Below are 16,447 nucleotides of genomic sequence, written 5' to 3' on the forward strand. Positions count from 1 at the left end.
AGCAGCAGGCGAAGACGGCGAATGGAACGCCGACTCCGCAGACGAGCTGCTACAGCTCGCGCAGGCACGCGATGTGCTGGCCGTCGGTCCCGGCCTCGGCCGCTTCGCAGGGGACACCGGCTGGCTACGTCGCCTGTGGGAGGAATACAGCGGCCCGCTCGTGCTTGATGCGGACGCCTTGAACATCCTCGCCTCGGCGGGGCCTGAGCTGGATGCTTGGAAGTCGAGAAGCGCGGCGGTCGTGCTGACGCCGCACCCCGGTGAAATGGCTCGTCTGCTGGGCATATCGACAGCAGAGGTACAGCGTGACCGCATCAACCATGCCCGGCAGTACGCCCGGACACGCAAGGTCACGCTGGTGCTCAAAGGAGCGCGCACCGTGATCGCGTGTCCCGACGGAACGGCCTACGTTAATACCACAGGCCACGCCGGGATGGCGACAGGCGGAGCGGGCGATGTGCTGACAGGCATCATCGCAGGTTTGCTGGCTCAGGGCTTGAACGCTTCGCAGGCAGCAGCCTTTGGCGTGTATCTGCATGGTGCGGCTGGAGAAACAGCCGCGCGTCATCGCCAGCATCCCGCCTCAGTGGTGGCTGGTGATATTATTGAAGCCCTATAGGCCATAGCAGCAGTGGCAGGAGGAAGGCCAGCATGATCTGTACTCCATATTCACGGTTCAGCCAGTGCCTTCCCCCATAATACAGCAGTGTAATCCCTGCACCTGCTATGCCTGTGCTCCATGAAATACCCGTTCCGGCAGGCGACATCAAAGAACCTAGCAGGAGAAAGACACTGAATCCTGCGGCAAGGTATAAAATGGACTGCTCGGGCTTGCGAAGCCAAGGTAAAAGATCGCGTAGCGCATCAGCGGCAAGAGCCGCCGGAAGGGCAAAGCCATAGGCCCACAGCTGCGCGGTCAGTTCACCGCTATTGCCTGCTATAGTCACAGGAATCCCTGTTATTTCCTCTGTCAGATAGCAGTAGACCCATAAGAGACCAAAAACCAATCCTCCACAGGCCAGTTTATTCAGCGCATAACAACCAAGCTCCATCCGCCAAGGCATTTTAGAATTAAATTCATTCCAAGGCTGTCTCATGTTGCGACTCCTCCTTATCACACTCGGTAATTCACAACCAATCAAGGAATTTATTTTCAATTACAATCCGCTTACGGTTTACGGCATTTCAGTTTACGTTAGCTGTGTATCATGTTCCTAAGCAATAAAGATTGCGGATAGCCGCGGTACGGAAAGGCGGGGATTGCATGATACAGGCGGTTATTTTTAATCTCGAAAGTACATTGTTAGACCCCGGAGGACGGGGCTTAATCCAGGGAATGCGTGACATTTTCAGATGGAAGGGTATACAGGTAACCGAAGAACAGGTATCTCATGGGCGGGGATTGCCGATCCGGGATCATATTGCGAATGTGCTGGGACTTTCAGAGGTTCGGAAAAAATGGTTGGAGAGCTTCGGTACGCATCCCGGCAGAGTGGATATTGAGCATATTTATCTTGAGCTTGTCCCTGTTCTCCGCTCTTTGATCCAAGGGGCTGAGCCTGCTATCGGTATAGACAAGGCGCTGCATGAGCTGCAGGATCGCCGCATTCAGTCAGGTGCCACTGCATCCTGTCCGATGGAGATGCTCAGTCACGTGTTTACGCCTGCACAGTCACCCTATACGCTGGATTGTATGGTAGCCCCTTGTGAAGTTTCACAAGGGAGGCCTTATCCCTGGATGATCTATGAAATTGCACATCGCTTGCAGGTATTCCCGCTTAGCGATATTGTGAAAGTAGGAGATACAGCAGCCGATATGCAAGAGGGACGGAATGCTGGCGTATGGACGATTGGGGTGTTGAACCATAACGAAAGCGTGCTGACCGCAGCTCAAACCACCAGCTGTGAAACGGATGACAGAGTGGCTGAGGAACGGCGCAGACAGAGCGTATATGGTTTGAAAAGGGCAGGAGCCCACATCGTGATGAACTCGGTTGCTGACTTGCCGCGTATTTTGCGTGAAATCGAAATGCTCCAGCATACGGGAGGCTATCCTTCTTATACGAAACAGGTAAAAACAGCGGCGATGCCCCCGTCGTGAGAAGAACGGGTATGAATCTCGAGTGCTTGAATACACACTTCTAGGTTATATGTATGCACCTACCTGGATAAAGGTGAACTCTGCTCGGCTTTCATAACATAATAATGGAGCATTCGCTACGTTAGCGAATGCTCCATTTTAGTTTACTCCTTTTCGTTTGTTGGACAACTTTCACCCGGAACGCAGTATCCGCGAAGCCCTATTATTCGGACATCCCCCTTTCACTAGACGAGCAAAAAACGATCTTGAGCAGTATGCCCGCCTTGCCGGACAAACCTTATGATTTGGATATCGATGTCACCATTAAATTACGAATGAACTACTTTAGATTTTTTAACTGCTCTTTTCAGGTCCTGCTTGCGGCGTTCCTCCAAATACCGCTCCCCATTCTTCTTGTCTGCTGTCAGCGTAAAGCAGGAAATGATGGTGAACAAACCTGCAATAGAACCCAGAATTAAATAAGTAATCGGGAAATTCAGAACTTCATACATATGTCCGACAACTGGCGAGAAAACGGAAACCACCAGGGAGCCCATAAACAAATACAGCAGGTACATGGTGGAGGACAACCGCTGGTCAAAGTTAACGGTAATGTACTTGAAGATGGCTACCAAAATAAGCGGTTTCTCCAGAGAGTGAATCATCTTCATCGCAGCCACCCATATGGAACCGAATGGCAGCGAAGAACCGATAATACGCAACGACATAATCGCCCCGGCAATAATCAATGCCCATTTGGCGGTCGTTTTGTTCACAAACCAAGGGGTAACAAACAGGAACACAAATTCCAGGAAAACCTGCACAGCGCTCAAATCGCCAAGGAATTGATTTCCTTCCGCTTTGGAACTGAACTGCGATACGAAATATGTGGCAAACTGCTGGTCATATACCTCATAAATTTGGGTCACGCCAACCATGAATAGCATAAGAAACCAGAACTTTGTGGTACGTACGAGATGCAGCACATCAATTAGCTTCAACGATTCTGTTTTCTGCTGCTCTTGTCCGGAAATTTCGACTTTGGTCAGGAAGATACAGATCATAGCAACAACGGCAGATACGGAGGCAATCCAGAAGGTCAGATTTACATTGATATTGATGACCCGTCCCGCAACAAAAGTAGCCGCCGCCCACCCGAGTGAACCCCACATACGAACCCGTCCGTATTCAAAGCCGTATTTGCGCGAAACTTTGTCCATATACGAATCGACGACACCGTTACCTGCGTTAAACACCAGGCCGATAAATAGCGCACCGACAATGGCACCAATGACGAACTGCGTTTGAAGCAATGGACCGTAAACATAGATAAAAAAGGGACCGACGAGCAAAAGGATCGTAAAGAGTATGTACAACAGATGTTTTCTCAAGCCCAGCTTGTCGGATAAGTAACCGAACAGGGGCTGCATGACCAAGGCGACGATTGAGTTAGCCGCGTATAGAAACCCCGTGTAGGTTTCTGAAATCCCCAGGCTTTGCCCCAGCCAAATGACAAAAAAGGACATGGCCGCAGACCATGTAAACAGATAAGCGAAGTTAAAAATACTCAGAGACCAATAGTTGCGTTTTGCCAAATTCATCATGTTCAAGCACCCCTTAAAATTGTAGCCGCTCAATGTGTTGCAAACGTGAGTATGCATTGTCTTTACTATTAATTGTAAGGATTATTCCATTGAATCCATAGGGCACTTTTCCAAGATTTCCTGTGCTTTTCGCAATCAGTTGCTGGATTCTATAGAAACACAAAACGTAACTATTCAGGTACCGATCTTATAGCCAACGCAAATAAGGGGTGCAGCGCACCCCTTAGGGAAAAAATAAATGGGAAGAGCAACTTTCCCTATCTATAATTTGAAGGAAGGGGATGGGGATGGGGAATAGATAAAAAACAAATATTCGCATTTAATTAAACGAAGCCCCACCTTTGAAGATGCCCATCAACTTATTCTCGACAACGCCGCATTTTGGGCTAGTCGTCTTACGTACAGAAAAGCACACAAATTGGCCAAAACCGCTACCATGGCCAGTCCCCAGAATAGGTTTGCATACGCATGGCTAGTCGGAAGATGCTTTTGCCATTCCATTGCGCTAGACATCACGGCAATGCTGAATGCCCCGCTGATAAATTGCATCAGTTGAAACAATCCCGTGCCTGAGCCAATTTGAGAAGAGGGCAATATGCACGAAATTTCGTTTGAAACGCTACTGCTGATGATAGCAAAGCTTAAGTTCATCAGCATGTACACGAAAACATCCGCTATCCAAAATTGGGTACCCACTCCTGCGAACAATACGGCCGCCAAAAGTATTAGCATGGGAGTCGTACGCAACATCCTGCTGTTTCCCCGCTTGTCGATCATCGCCCCGATCATTCTCGATAGCAATATGGACAAAATAGCCCCCGGAAAAATAACAAAACCGGCATGACTTACGCTCAAACCAAAATGGTTCAATAGCATTTGTGGCAACAAAAAAAGCGTTGCAAAGTTGCATAAATAGGATAAGACCCCGAGTAAGGCAAGCACAAGATAGGTTCTGTTAGCTAATAATGACGGCAGCACAAACGGGTGCTTCGCTCGGCGGATACGCAGAGCAAAGACGAGCAGCCCCGAGATTCCGATCAACAAGGCGACGGGATGAAAGTTGGTGAAAAATAGCAACAGACCTGCTGTACCTGCGCTCAGTGCCACTGCCCCCAGTAAATTCGAAAGACCGTTTGGACAGCGACTCTTTTGGAATATAACGCATAAGCAGCGGGGCAATGCACATCAACAAGGATGTAATTGCAAAGAGATACTTCCAACCGAGATATTGCACCACAAAGCCGCCGATCACCGGACCTAGCCCAAACCCCAGTGACACGGAGGACATGATGAACGTCATCGATTTTCCCCGGCGCACCAGCGGTACGTAACGGGTCAGAAAAACGATAGACAGGGAGAGCGCCGCACCGGCACCGGCAGCTTGCAAAACGCGTGCCGCAAGCAGTATCCAGAAATGGTTGCTCAGCATCGCCCCAACCGACGCGCCTCCCGTCAAAACCAGACTAATGGCGAACAACCGGTTCAACGGAACAAAATCAGACAACCGGCTGTAGGTTATCGAGGAGATGGCGAACATGATAGAATAACTGGTGACCGTCAATGAAACGATAGATGCCGGCAAGTTAAAATAATGGCTTAAATCGTTTAACGCCAAATTAAACATGGCCGTATTCATAGTGACCAACACAACGGTAATGCAAAGCAACGTAATAATAACGCCTTCACGGGGAAGAAGGAGCACTTCGTTTTTCTCGACCATAGTATTGTGGAGAGCATCCTCCATGGGATTTTCCTTCTTCCATCTTTTGATTTGGGGAGGTTATTTATCTAGCGACCTTAGCGAAATGCTCCAAAGTGCGAACCAGTTGGGCTGTATAAGACATTTCGTTATCGTACCAAGCTACGGTTTTCACCAGTTGCTGGTCTCCGACTGTCAGAACTTTCGTCTGCGTGGCGTCGAAGAGCGAACCGAATGTGATACCTTTGATATCGGAAGATACAATTTCGTCTTCCGTGTAGCCGTAAGTTTCTGGATCGGAAGCTTCTTTCATAGCAGCGTTAACATGCTCAACCGTTACCGTCGTATTCAATATGGCAACGAGTTCAGTCACGGAACCTGTTGGTACAGGTACACGTTGGGATGCTCCATCCAGTTTTCCCATCAGTTCCGGAAGAACCAGACCAATGGCTTTTGCGGCACCGGTTGAGTAGGGAACGATGTTCACCGCAGAGGCGCGCGCGGCACGGAAGTCGCCTTTTGGATCTGGAGCGTCAAGCGTGTTTTGGTTGCCCGTGTAAGCGTGAACTGTCGTCATTAGCCCTGATTGGATACCAAACTTGTCGTGCAAAGCTTTAGCCATAGGGGCCAGGCAGTTCGTTGTGCAGGAAGCGCCGGAAATAACCGTTTCAGTTCCGTCCAGCGTGTCATGGTTCACGTTGTATACGATCGTTTTCATATCGCCTGTAGCAGGGGCAGAAATGACGACTTTCTTCGCTCCACCTTTCAGGTGAAGCTCGGCTTTTTCTTTCGTGGTGAAGAATCCTGTACATTCGAGAACAATGTCAACGCCCAGCTCTTCCCAAGGGAGTTCTTCAGGATTCCGCTTAGCCAGAACCTTAATCTCTTTGCCGTTTACTTTAAAAGCTCCTTCATGGACTTCAATATCACTGTGAAAAGTGCCTTGCGTAGTATCATATTTGAGCAGATGAGCTAACATTTTAGCATTCGTAAGGTCGTTAATCGCTACAACTTCGACACCTTCCACATCTTGTATTCGGCGAAAAGCGAGTCGTCCGATCCGTCCAAAACCGTTAATGCCTACTTTTACAGTCATTGAAAAATCCCCCTAAATGTTTTATTTATTCCAAACAGGCGGATGCCTGTCATGAAATCAAAAGAAATCAGTTCTTCCATGATCAGAATACCCTGCGTCCCCTTGGTGAATGGCCCAGCCCAGGGCTATTTCATTTTGGAATGGCTTGCTGTACAATAAAAAAAGAGACCGAATGGTATCTTTTATTTTATCATGATTCTAGTAAATGACAAGGCCAGAATTGTATAATTTGTTTAAAACAAATGAAATAGAATAAGTTCATACGGAGGAGCTCATGAAAAAAGGGGATAGAACACGGGAGCACATCATTATAAAATCGGCTGAAGTTTTTAACCAGAAAGGATATGCCGGTACATCGCTGAACGATATTATTGCCGACACAGGAATCAAGAAGGGGGGCATCTATCGACATTTCGCCAGTAAAGACGAGATAGCGCTGGAAGCCTATAATTATGCTGCTAGCATAGTCACCAGAAAAATTTTAGAGGCGGCCGATCATGAGCAGTCTGCGTCAGGAAGGTTGATTGCTTTTTTTCGTGTTTATGAGGATGTTATCAACGATCCGCCATTTATTGGAGGGTGTCCCATGCAGAATACGGCTGTGGAGAGTGACGATACTCATCCGGAGCTTTGTGGTCGGGCAAGGCAAGGGTTGCATACGTTCTTGGATATGATGAAAAGTATTATTCGTGACGGTATTCAAGCTGGGGAGTTTAGAGAGGATCTGGATGTTGATGCGCTAGCATCATTTGCATTTTCCTTGTTGGAGGGAGGGATTTTGCTCAGCAAGTTGGATGGGGATAACAAGCACATGTTAATGAATATAAAAATTTTCTCGTCCTATTTGCAGCAATGCTGCTTAAAGACCGGTTAAACAGGTGAACTGGCACATCGGAATGGACCATGTAGGGCTGCATTCTAAATATGCAAAGGGAGAGATGAATTGCGGCCGTATCGGAAATCGGCAGACAAGTTAACCCGGTTTAAAGCGAAGTAGCGAAGCTTGTTGATTTAAATCGATTTTTTGCTATCGTGAAAGGTAACTATTCAGGTACCGATCTTATAGCCAACGCAAATAAGGGGTGCAGCGCACCCCTTAGGGAAAAATTAAATGGGAAGAGCAACATTCCCTTTAAGCACGGACTGAATACTTTCGAGCACTGGAAGGGAATGTTTTTTCAAGGTGGATAGGAAGCCTCGTATACGGCAAAAGGTTTTCGCCCCTTGTTCACTACGGAACGTTCCGGAGACCTTTTGCTGGACTTTCATCATGCGAACGTCCCGCTCCGCTTGGTTATTATCGAAAGGAATGTGGAATTCACACAAAAATGAGAGTACGTCCAAGCGATGAAATTCCAAACGGTCCAACAAGTTCTTGGCTTTACTTTGCTTCAGCCGCCCTTTTCGTTTTTGCTCAATGGGAGCACTTTTCATCGACTCCTCCAATCGACCATGCGCTAAAATGAGATCGTACCGTTCGGCAAAACCAGCTAATTCTGCCACTGTGAACGACTCTGCACGAGTCCTCCTGTCATCCACTGCGTGTTTCATGTCAACGAGCAGTTCGATCATGCGGCCTGCCCATAGCTGCTTCTCCTGCTCCAGAATATAGGTGAGCTCTCGAAGGTGGTGAGCGTTGCACAGCGCATGTTGACACTGGTCGTAGGCGAAATAGGGCTTCCATGCATCATGGATGGCGATTCCCTCATAATTAGGAAGTATTCCTGCGGCCTCGAGACCTTTCAGCCCGCGACGAGCATGGATCGTGTAATGGGTGTGGCTGGTGGTGCCGGCCACATGGAGCCAATGCTTTCTCCCCTCCACTTGGAGTCCAGTTTCGTCGAAGTGAACCACGGGAGTCTGCAAGATCGTCTGAGCAATCTGTTCTTCGACCGGTTCCAGTCGTCGATATAGATCGAGATTGCTATTGATGATGGTCGCTTGACTGGGAAGATGACCGAACCAATCCTTGAATAGTTCTGCGATTCGCTCGTAAGGCAGCAACTGGTATTGGTTCAAGTAAATCCAGAACGCCTTCATGTTCGGGCCATACTGAACCGGAGCCGCTGCTTCCGGAGGGAATACCGCTTTCGCGATACCACCACAATCCGGGCATTGTTTCACCTCGGCCCAGTGCTCGGTGACCTCTACAGGGATAGGCGGTATGTCCCAAACCTGTCTCTTCTCATAACGAGTCAATGTTTGTTCCTCTAAACATCGCCCGCAGGAGCAAGAGGAAAGCGAATGAATCACGACGTGGTCCGGTTCCGCAGTGAACTTAAGGGTATGCCCCGGATACCCTTGTTGACCTCCCACAGCGTTCTGGCCTTTCTGGCGTAAACTTTTAGGCTGAGGTTTGTTAAAGCCATCAGAGGAAGGCGGCTTGCTGCTGTTCCGGCTATTCTTATGGACTTGCTGTTCCAACTTACGAACGCGTTCCTTGAGTTCGGCTATTTCTTCACGCTGCTGCTGGATAATCGTCGTAAACTCTTGAATAAGTCCTGTGACCAGTCGTACAACTGCATCAGGACCGGCTTCGTAAACAGCCAATATCTCTTCTCGTTTCATCACATTTCATCCCTACTGGAAAATTCTACTTGAATCTTACCACAGGAGTTATACCGATTAATACATGTTTTTGGAAGTACCTGAATAGTTACCACAAAACAGCCAAACGACGTGTATACGTCATTCGGCTGTTTTAGTGTAATTGGGTGAATATAGGGAATTAATTAAAAGATCTATACCAGTTTATTTTTGAATCTTCACGAACACCGGATTGGAGTAAAACCACAGATCCTGCTACGGATTTCCCCATTCTATATGTTTCATGGAATTTTTTTTGCACACTGCGTAGTTTTTATCCTTCATAAAAAAAGCCTTAGCCCGGTAAGTACCGAGTTAAGGCTGTAGCTTATTACTTACAAATCGTCAAATCCGTTGTCATCTCCGACCTTGCCATAATTGCGTGATTTTGCTTCAAAGAAATCCGTTTTGGTTGCATTCAGCGCTTCATCTGAGAATGGTTTGATCCAAGGCATACAATTTACATCTACGCCTTCGTAAGCTTTGTCCATACCAAGCAGTCTCAGGCGCATATTTGCCATGTATTTGATATAATCGCTCAGCTCTTTCAGGTCGATGCCGCGAACCTCTTTAAGCGTATAATGCGCCCAATTCGTTTCCAGCTCCACTGCGCGGTCGATCATACGATAGACATAGTCCGTATTTTCCTTGGTATTCAGCTCAGGGAAATCAGACAATAGCTGCTTGAATACTTCGGCAAAAAAGTAGCAATGCTGATTTTCATCGCGCTGAATATAAGAGATCATTTGGCTGGTTGCCATCATTTTCTGGTCACGGGCCAAATTGTAGAAGAAAGCAAATGTACTGTAAAAGAAAATACCTTCCAGAATCAAATCGGCTACCATCGCCTGGAAAAAGGTTTGCGGGTTCTGCTCATCGCGGAACTCCTGGTAAATGTCCGAGATGAATGTGTTACGCTCCAGCAGGACAGGATCGTTTTTCCAGTATTCGAAAATTTCCTTCTGTTCCTGATCTGACACCAAAGAAGACAGAACGTAGGAGTAGGACTGGTTATGCACCACTTCCTGCTGTCCGATAATCGCCGAAATGGCTTCCAGCGAGGAATCGGTAAAATAACGTTTTACATCCCCGACAAACATCGTTTGCATGGAATCCAGCACAGCCAGCAGGCCGATGTTAATTTTGAATGTGCGCTGTTCTTCGGCATCCAGCATAGGGAACTGGGACGCATCCTTGGACATTGGAATTTCATCCGGAATCCAGTGGTTCAGCAGCAGTACTTTATACAGTTTGTACATATGCGGCATCCGAATATCGTTCCAATTCAAAATACCGGAGCTTTCGCCTTCAATAATACGGGTAGAGCGATTCGGCGCTTCCGTGTTAAAAATCTTTTGTAACTGCATGGGAGATTCTCTCCTTTAATTTAGGATGCGCAGCTATCGCATTCTTCAATCGTCAGTGCGCGGCTGCGTACATAATAGGTCGACTTCATACCTGATTTCCAGGCATGGATGTGCAGCTCTAAAAATTCGGTAGCTTTAATATCCGGACGTACATACAGGTTAAAGCTTTGGCCCTGGTCAATATGACGCTGACGTGCAGAAGCCATGTTGATCGAAGCATGTTGATCCAGCAAGAAAGCCGTCTTGTAGTACCAGATGGTTTTTTCGTTCAAGTCCGGTGCAGGGTTAGCGATCTTGTAGGTTGTTTTCTCTTCATAGGAAAGCAACTCATACAATGGATCAATGCTAGCGGTAGAGCCTGCGATGATGGACGTGGAACCGTTAGGCGCGATGGCGAACAGCCATGCGTTGCGGACACCGTTTTGCTTGACTTCTTCCGCAAGTTCGCTCCACTCGGACGTAGTGACAAATTTGCCTTCGCGTGTACCGTCCGTATAGCCACGGGAAGTGAAATAATGCCCAGTCGACCAGTCAGAACCCTCGAATTTGGCATAACGGCCTTTTTCTTTCGCTAGCTCCATGCTGGATTTTACAGCCAGGTAGTTAATTTTTTCATACAAATGATCGTTATAAGTTACCGCTTCATCGGATTCCCAACGGATGCCTTCAAGTGCGAGCAGATGATGCAGTCCGAATGTACCCAGACCGACTGCGCGATATTGGCTGTTCGTATATTGTGCTTGCAGCACTTCAATGTTATTGATATCAATAACGTTATCCAGCATACGTACCTGAATCGGTACGAGACGATCCAGCACACCTGCCGGAACGGCGCGAGCCAGATGGATGGAGTTCAGGTTGCACACAACAAAGTCGCCAGGAATTTTGGAAATAACAATGCGTGTTTGTCCGTCCTTGGTGACTAGTTCTTCTTTTTCCACTACAGTTGCAGATTGGTTTTGCATAATTTCCGTACACAGGTTGGAGGAATACACCATACCGTGGGCGCGGTTCGGGTTGGCCCGGTTTACCGTATCGCGGTAGAACATGTACGGTGTACCTGTTTCCAGTTGTGATTTCATCAGGCGCTTCATGATGTCGATGGCAGGCACCGTAATGCGGGAGAGAATCGGATGCTGTGACGCCTCCTCATACTTCTCACGGAAGGAACCTGAACCGAAGGTTTCATCATAAAAATCCTCCAGTCCCAGTGGACGACCCTTGTCATCTTTCCAGCCCATCACCTTCTTCACTTCATGCGGACAGAACAGATTCCATTCGCCGCGTGCTTCGACCCGCTCCATGAACAGATCGGGCAGACATACACCGTGGAACACGTCATGGGCACGCATTCGCTCGTCACCGTTGTTCAGCTTCAGGTCAAGGAACGCGAGAATGTCCTTGTGGAATACGTCCAGATAAACGGCAATTGCACCTTTGCGTGTACCCAATTGGTCTACGCTAACAGCTGTATTGTTCAGCTGACGAATCCACGGAATGACGCCGGAACTTGTGTTTTTATGTCCACGGATATCGGAGCCGCGCGCCCGTACTTTACCGAGGTATACGCCGATGCCGCCGCCCATTTTGCTAAGACGGGCTACATCGGTATTGGAGTCGAAAATGCCTTCCAGCGAGTCGTCTACGGTGTCGATAAAGCAGCTGGAGAGCTGTCCGGCCACCTTTTTTCCGGCATTGGACATGGTTGGTGTAGCTGCCGTCATGTACATGTTGCTCATCGCCCAGTATGCTTCCTTGACCAGTTCCATACGCTTGTCGGCAGGTTCTTGGTGCATCAGGTACATCGCGATGATCATATAGCGTTCCTGTGGCAGTTCCATCACGCGTCCATCAAAATCATTTGCCAAATAGCGCTCAGACAGCGTCAATAGCCCGATATAATCGAACAGCAAATCATTTTGTGGCAAAATGGCTTCGCCTAACTCGTCAATTTGCTCTTTGGTATAGTAGTCGAGCAGCTCTTGACGGTAGATTCCCTTTTCGACTAACTCGGTAATGAGTGGATAAAAAGCACCGTAAGGCTCGTCTGCGTAGGATTTGTAACGGCGGTGAGTAGCCGCTTTTTTATATAAGGAAGTGAGCAAAGCACGCGCAGCAGCGAATTTCCAGTCTGGTTCTTCTTTGCTAACCAGTTCAAGGGCAGCCATCGCAAACGCGTTGCTGATTTCATCTCCCGTCACTTCGTCCCGGCGCAGCTTACTGGTTACACCACGAATGAGACGATCTTTATCCAGCTTGTCCAGCCCGCTGAGTACACGGTCGGCATATACGGAAATGCGTATTTCATCAAAAGCCAACTGGCGATTGTTTGGTTTGGTTACGAGTTGTGGCATAGGATTAATTCCTCGCTTTCCTGATTTGGAATTCATACTTAGGGAATAGGCATGAAAATGATCATGATGAAAAAGATAATGATGAAATAGCGATGGTTCAGACAGCATTTGGGGGCTGTATGTAATCCAATAACATAGAAATAGCGATGCGTTTGCCAATGAAGGGGGAAAAGATGGTTCCCGTACGACTTATCGGCTACATCACTATATTTAGACGTGTTATGAATATTTAACCCAACATATTGTGTTTATAAACTTAAAATTTCAAATAAGTGCAAGGAGTATTATAGCAACATTCGAAGCCATACGTAAAGGAAAAGGAATGGAAAATCAAAATATGCAGAGAAGTCGCGGACTGTATTTGAATTGAGGCTGTGTGAACGGTACAATGAATGATAAAGGTGTTTCCTACAGAAACAAGTAGCATACATATGGACTTTTTTTACGAAATAAGGTTGCTTTATCGGACAGAGGTTTTAGATTTTTAAAGAAGTGACGATTTTAAATTAAAGGAGGAACTTGGCGATGGCCATTGCAGAAGTGACTGTGATTCCGATTGGAACGGGGAGTACGAGCCTGAGCGACTACGTTGCCCAGATGCAAAAAGTGTTGAAGACGCAAAAAGGAATTACCTATGAGCTTACCTCCATGAGTACGATTATTGAAGGTTCGTTGGACGATGTGTTTACCGCTATTGCTGCGCTGCACGAAGCGCCATTCCTGTCAGGAGCCAAGCGCGTTTCCACCTCGGTCAAAATTGATGATCGCCGTGACAAGCCTTCCTCCAGTCGCCAAAAGCTCCGTTCCGTCGCAGATAAACTATCTGGCACCGCGACAGGAAATGTTACCGAACTAAATCCAAATCCTAGTTGAAAAAGTTGATGTAAGTGATTGATTTTTATGTAAGTAAGAGTATAATAGTTTTTGTTGTCAGTTTATACTGACTCGCTGGTGTAGCTCAGGGGTAGAGCAACGCACTCGTAATGCGTAGGCCGGGGGTTCAATTCCCTTCACCAGCATTCTATAAAACTCAAGCACAGCGCGGCTTCCAAGCTTTTTGGAGGTCGCGCTTTTTTAAGTGGAGTAAGGAGAACGCAAACAGTTTGCAAACCTTTAGTCTAGTAAATGTAAAAAAGGACTCTATGGGCATTTAGCCGGATAGAGTCCTTCTTGTTTATTTCGTTGAATACTCGCTTACTTCAAATGTAAGGATTCTTTTTTTTGCTTAAAAGAAAAAGCCCCGAAGGGCTTACATGATTAAAATTTATTGATTTTCTTTCGTGAGAAAAGAAGCTGCTAACAGTGTAGTATTCGTATAGCCACCTGAAACATTTTCATATGAAAAATTAGCGATAGGAACTCCAATAACTGAAGCAACGTCTCCTTCAAAAATTTCTCCACTTGCTCCCGGATAAACTGCCATTACTGTATTATCATTTTCATCACTAATATAAACGATGGCCATTGTCCCTTCAGCAACGTTATCTTCTTCTATATCTATTACATCGCCGCTTATTTGTACAAATTTGTTTAAGTATAAATTCAGACTTTTATTTAAGTGTTTTGTTGTTACAGATTTGTCTACTAGATGAATGACTTTGCTTTTATCTGTGGAAGGAAACAAGCTGCTGTTGTTAACAATGAAGTCGTAAGATGTTTGCTCCATAGAAGCTTGATCTTCTGTTAAAATGGGTGTCCCATCTTTCATGAATTCGGCAAATAAATATTGCTTGTCTGTAACCTGATTATTTGTAGAGGCTTGCTGAGCAGTATTCTCATTGCTCGCTGTTTGTTCAGTAGCAAAGGATGTGGTTGAAGAGTCAGATCCTAATTTTGTTGTTTCTTCTTTAAAAATGCTTCCACAAGCTGTTAGAGATACAGAAAGTAGAGCAATGAATAGAATTTTTTTTAACATGATGAATTCTCCTGTGAGGTCCCTCATCGGCTGAGGTAGTTGCTCATTTTATCTTGTTACCTTTATTATCGAATATTGGTGTTGAATATGTAATACTTTTCAATTTTACATTAATGATAATAAACTGGGCTCATTCTATTCTTGAGGCATTTCGTTAATATGCTGCTATAACCCAGCTACATGCTTACGCGCCAGCCAAAGGCTTTTTTCAATGACAGTTGTGGCGGGTACGCTCACAACGTTGGCGATCATCATCCCCTGTAATGATACGCGCAATATCATGGCCTCGTAATTCCAAGCCAGCGCACCCAGCGTTTGTCCGACTAGAAAAAGGACCGTCACCAGTAGGAGAGCTTGTTTGTGGTGTTCTTAACAGCCCGGCTGTCAGCAAGGTGCCCTCTACGACCAACCCCGCAGTAAAACCGAAATTAAATATCCAATAGAAGATACCGAAACGCCGAACTCTACCGCGAGAGAATTCATCATCCCAGCCACCATAAATTCAGAAGTGTTCATGCAAAAGATGATCAGGCCTAGTACATGGATGACACGGAACAAAACTTTTTGGAGAAGTTCGATGTGACAGTTGAACATGTGATCCACTACAGGGTCAACACCGGATCGCTCCATCGCAGCAATGATTGCCAGGCAACCACTATGCTCTAAATTGGAAAAATCATCAATTACACTAAGAAACTACATCGGTACGCACCATAATGTATGAGGCGTGGGATTCAATATTCATAATGAGAAGGCATATTCCATATGACTAAGTAAGTGCTTTTTTGCTCACATAGAGGAGGGATATGTTTGGATGCATTCGTAGCACGCTCATTAGATGAAATACGATTTTGGTCCAGGATCATGAAGGAGCATTCATTTTTTCTGGGGTTAGGTTTTAGAGCGGAAGATACTCAACTCATTACAGAAGCCAATCAGTTTTACGCTATTTTTGAGGATATTGAGAGAAGATCCCACGATTTTAATATCAATACAGACCCTCACACCATCAAAGAGTTTAATACGGAGGTCCGGAATGCAGCGACTAATATTTGGGCGTTTAAGAGAATGGTATTGGGCCTTATATTGCAATGCAAACTTCCCGGACAAACAAATTTTCCCTTACTGGTAGATCATGTGAGTCGGGAAGCGAATTATTTCAGAAACCGTTTAGAGGAACTCAATTCAGGAAAGCTCGAACCATTACCCGATGCAATTATTGATGAAAATGTATTTTTCTTAAAAATCATGGCCGATCATGCAAAATTTATAGGCCATTTGCTTGATCCATCCGAACGTAAACTGGTTGAACAAGCTAGAGAGTTTAGTAATGATTTCGATATGCTGATGTTTCAAGCGATTGATTTAAGTCATATGCGGCCACAGTCACAAACCGCTCCACTCCTAAGTCAATTTGTGGATGAAAACCGTGTCTCTGTTAAGTCCTTGCGTGATTTTAAGAAAACAGCGCGTGATTTAATCGACGAATGCCGAATAAAGAGCATTATCCATCCTTTATTAGCCGATCATGTATTTCGTGAAGCTGAGCGCTTCCTTTTTATTCTCGATATGTTTGATCAATCTTTATCAGGTGTTAAGGTGAATAAGAAAGAAATCATGCACTGAGAGAGCCATGTCGATGAAATAGGGCCAGCTGGTTCTATTTGTGGTCATCGACCATCAGGTGATAGATACACTTAAATACATTTATTAAGACGGAGGAGCGCTGAAAAGCGTTCCTTTTTT

Annotated in this window: 15 protein-coding genes and 1 tRNA gene; 6 read left to right on the forward strand and 10 right to left on the reverse strand. The window is 46.2% G+C overall.

Annotated elements, in window-relative coordinates; all coding sequences use genetic code 11:
* Positions 1 to 619 (forward strand): NAD(P)H-hydrate dehydratase (locus AC6EJC_RS12830; RefSeq protein ID WP_444954284.1); only part of this gene is annotated, 619 nt, incomplete at its 5' end.
* On the opposite strand, the gene AC6EJC_RS12835 is transcribed toward AC6EJC_RS12830, so the two are convergent.
* Positions 603 to 1,097: a hypothetical protein gene (locus tag AC6EJC_RS12835; RefSeq protein WP_444954285.1), complete on the reverse strand. Its 495-nt coding sequence runs from the start codon at positions 1,095 to 1,097 to the stop codon at positions 603 to 605. The two genes, AC6EJC_RS12830 and AC6EJC_RS12835, sit on opposite strands and share 17 nt — an antisense overlap.
* Before the next feature lie 167 nt (positions 1,098 to 1,264).
* Between AC6EJC_RS12835 and AC6EJC_RS12840 the strand changes: the two genes are divergently transcribed.
* On the forward strand, positions 1,265 to 2,101 hold the full coding sequence (locus tag AC6EJC_RS12840) for an HAD hydrolase-like protein (RefSeq protein ID WP_444954286.1): 837 nt from the start codon (positions 1,265 to 1,267) through the stop codon (positions 2,099 to 2,101).
* 308 nt (positions 2,102 to 2,409) lie between these two features.
* Here the strand turns inward: AC6EJC_RS12840 and AC6EJC_RS12845 are convergent, their stop codons facing one another.
* The 4 genes from AC6EJC_RS12845 to gap all read right to left on the reverse strand — a co-directional run bounded on the left by AC6EJC_RS12845 (position 2,410) and on the right by gap (position 6,479).
* Positions 2,410 to 3,684: an oligosaccharide MFS transporter gene (locus AC6EJC_RS12845; RefSeq protein WP_444954287.1), complete on the reverse strand. Its 1,275-nt coding sequence runs from the start codon at positions 3,682 to 3,684 to the stop codon at positions 2,410 to 2,412.
* Positions 3,685 to 4,038: 354 nt separating this feature from the next.
* Positions 4,039 to 4,662 carry an MFS transporter gene (locus AC6EJC_RS12850; protein ID WP_444954288.1) on the reverse strand — a complete coding sequence of 208 codons (624 nt, stop codon included), beginning with the start codon at positions 4,660 to 4,662 and terminating at the stop codon, positions 4,039 to 4,041.
* Positions 4,640 to 5,386 (reverse strand): MFS transporter, encoded by a 747-nt coding sequence (locus AC6EJC_RS12855; RefSeq protein ID WP_444954289.1) that lies wholly within the window; start codon positions 5,384 to 5,386, stop codon positions 4,640 to 4,642. The genes AC6EJC_RS12850 and AC6EJC_RS12855 overlap by 23 nt, the downstream gene beginning before the upstream one ends.
* A gap of 82 nt (positions 5,387 to 5,468) precedes the next feature.
* Positions 5,469 to 6,479: a type I glyceraldehyde-3-phosphate dehydrogenase gene (gene gap, locus AC6EJC_RS12860; protein WP_103046957.1), complete on the reverse strand. Its 1,011-nt coding sequence runs from the start codon at positions 6,477 to 6,479 to the stop codon at positions 5,469 to 5,471.
* 274 nt (positions 6,480 to 6,753) lie between these two features.
* On the opposite strand from gap, the gene AC6EJC_RS12865 reads away from it, so the two are divergent.
* A complete protein-coding gene (locus AC6EJC_RS12865) occupies positions 6,754 to 7,353 on the forward strand; it encodes a TetR/AcrR family transcriptional regulator (RefSeq protein WP_103046956.1) in 600 nt (199 codons plus the stop codon).
* A gap of 233 nt (positions 7,354 to 7,586) precedes the next feature.
* On the opposite strand, the gene tnpC is transcribed toward AC6EJC_RS12865, so the two are convergent.
* The 3 genes from tnpC to AC6EJC_RS12880 all read right to left on the reverse strand — a co-directional run bounded on the left by tnpC (position 7,587) and on the right by AC6EJC_RS12880 (position 12,786).
* The gene (tnpC, locus tag AC6EJC_RS12870) at positions 7,587 to 9,047 is read right to left on the reverse strand and encodes an IS66 family transposase (RefSeq protein WP_444954290.1); all 1,461 of its coding nucleotides are present in this window, start codon (positions 9,045 to 9,047) and stop codon (positions 7,587 to 7,589) included.
* A gap of 353 nt (positions 9,048 to 9,400) precedes the next feature.
* A complete protein-coding gene (locus tag AC6EJC_RS12875; RefSeq protein WP_444954291.1) occupies positions 9,401 to 10,432 on the reverse strand; it encodes a ribonucleotide-diphosphate reductase subunit beta in 1,032 nt (343 codons plus the stop codon).
* Between the two features lie 20 nt (positions 10,433 to 10,452).
* Positions 10,453 to 12,786, reverse strand: a complete 2,334-nt coding sequence (locus tag AC6EJC_RS12880; RefSeq protein WP_444954292.1) for a ribonucleoside-diphosphate reductase subunit alpha — start codon at positions 12,784 to 12,786, stop codon at positions 10,453 to 10,455.
* A gap of 525 nt (positions 12,787 to 13,311) precedes the next feature.
* Here AC6EJC_RS12880 and AC6EJC_RS12885 point away from each other — a divergent pair.
* Positions 13,312 to 13,659: an MTH1187 family thiamine-binding protein gene (locus tag AC6EJC_RS12885; RefSeq protein ID WP_025682770.1), complete on the forward strand. Its 348-nt coding sequence runs from the start codon at positions 13,312 to 13,314 to the stop codon at positions 13,657 to 13,659.
* 74 nt (positions 13,660 to 13,733) lie between these two features.
* Positions 13,734 to 13,805 (forward strand) — tRNA-Thr (locus AC6EJC_RS12890).
* A 245-nt stretch (positions 13,806 to 14,050) separates the two neighbouring features.
* Here the strand turns inward: AC6EJC_RS12890 and AC6EJC_RS12895 are convergent.
* Positions 14,051 to 14,701: a hypothetical protein gene (locus tag AC6EJC_RS12895; protein ID WP_444954293.1), complete on the reverse strand. Its 651-nt coding sequence runs from the start codon at positions 14,699 to 14,701 to the stop codon at positions 14,051 to 14,053.
* 165 nt (positions 14,702 to 14,866) lie between these two features.
* On the reverse strand, positions 14,867 to 15,043 hold the full coding sequence (locus AC6EJC_RS12900) for a hypothetical protein (protein WP_444954294.1): 177 nt from the start codon (positions 15,041 to 15,043) through the stop codon (positions 14,867 to 14,869).
* 468 nt (positions 15,044 to 15,511) lie between these two features.
* Here AC6EJC_RS12900 and AC6EJC_RS12905 point away from each other — a divergent pair, with 468 nt between their 5' ends.
* Entirely contained in the window at positions 15,512 to 16,327 is an 816-nt protein-coding gene (locus AC6EJC_RS12905) for a DUF2935 domain-containing protein (RefSeq protein ID WP_444954295.1), read from the forward strand.
* The last annotated feature ends 120 nt before the right edge of the window (positions 16,328 to 16,447 follow it).

The organism is Paenibacillus sp. TY11 (genome assembly GCF_059772165.1).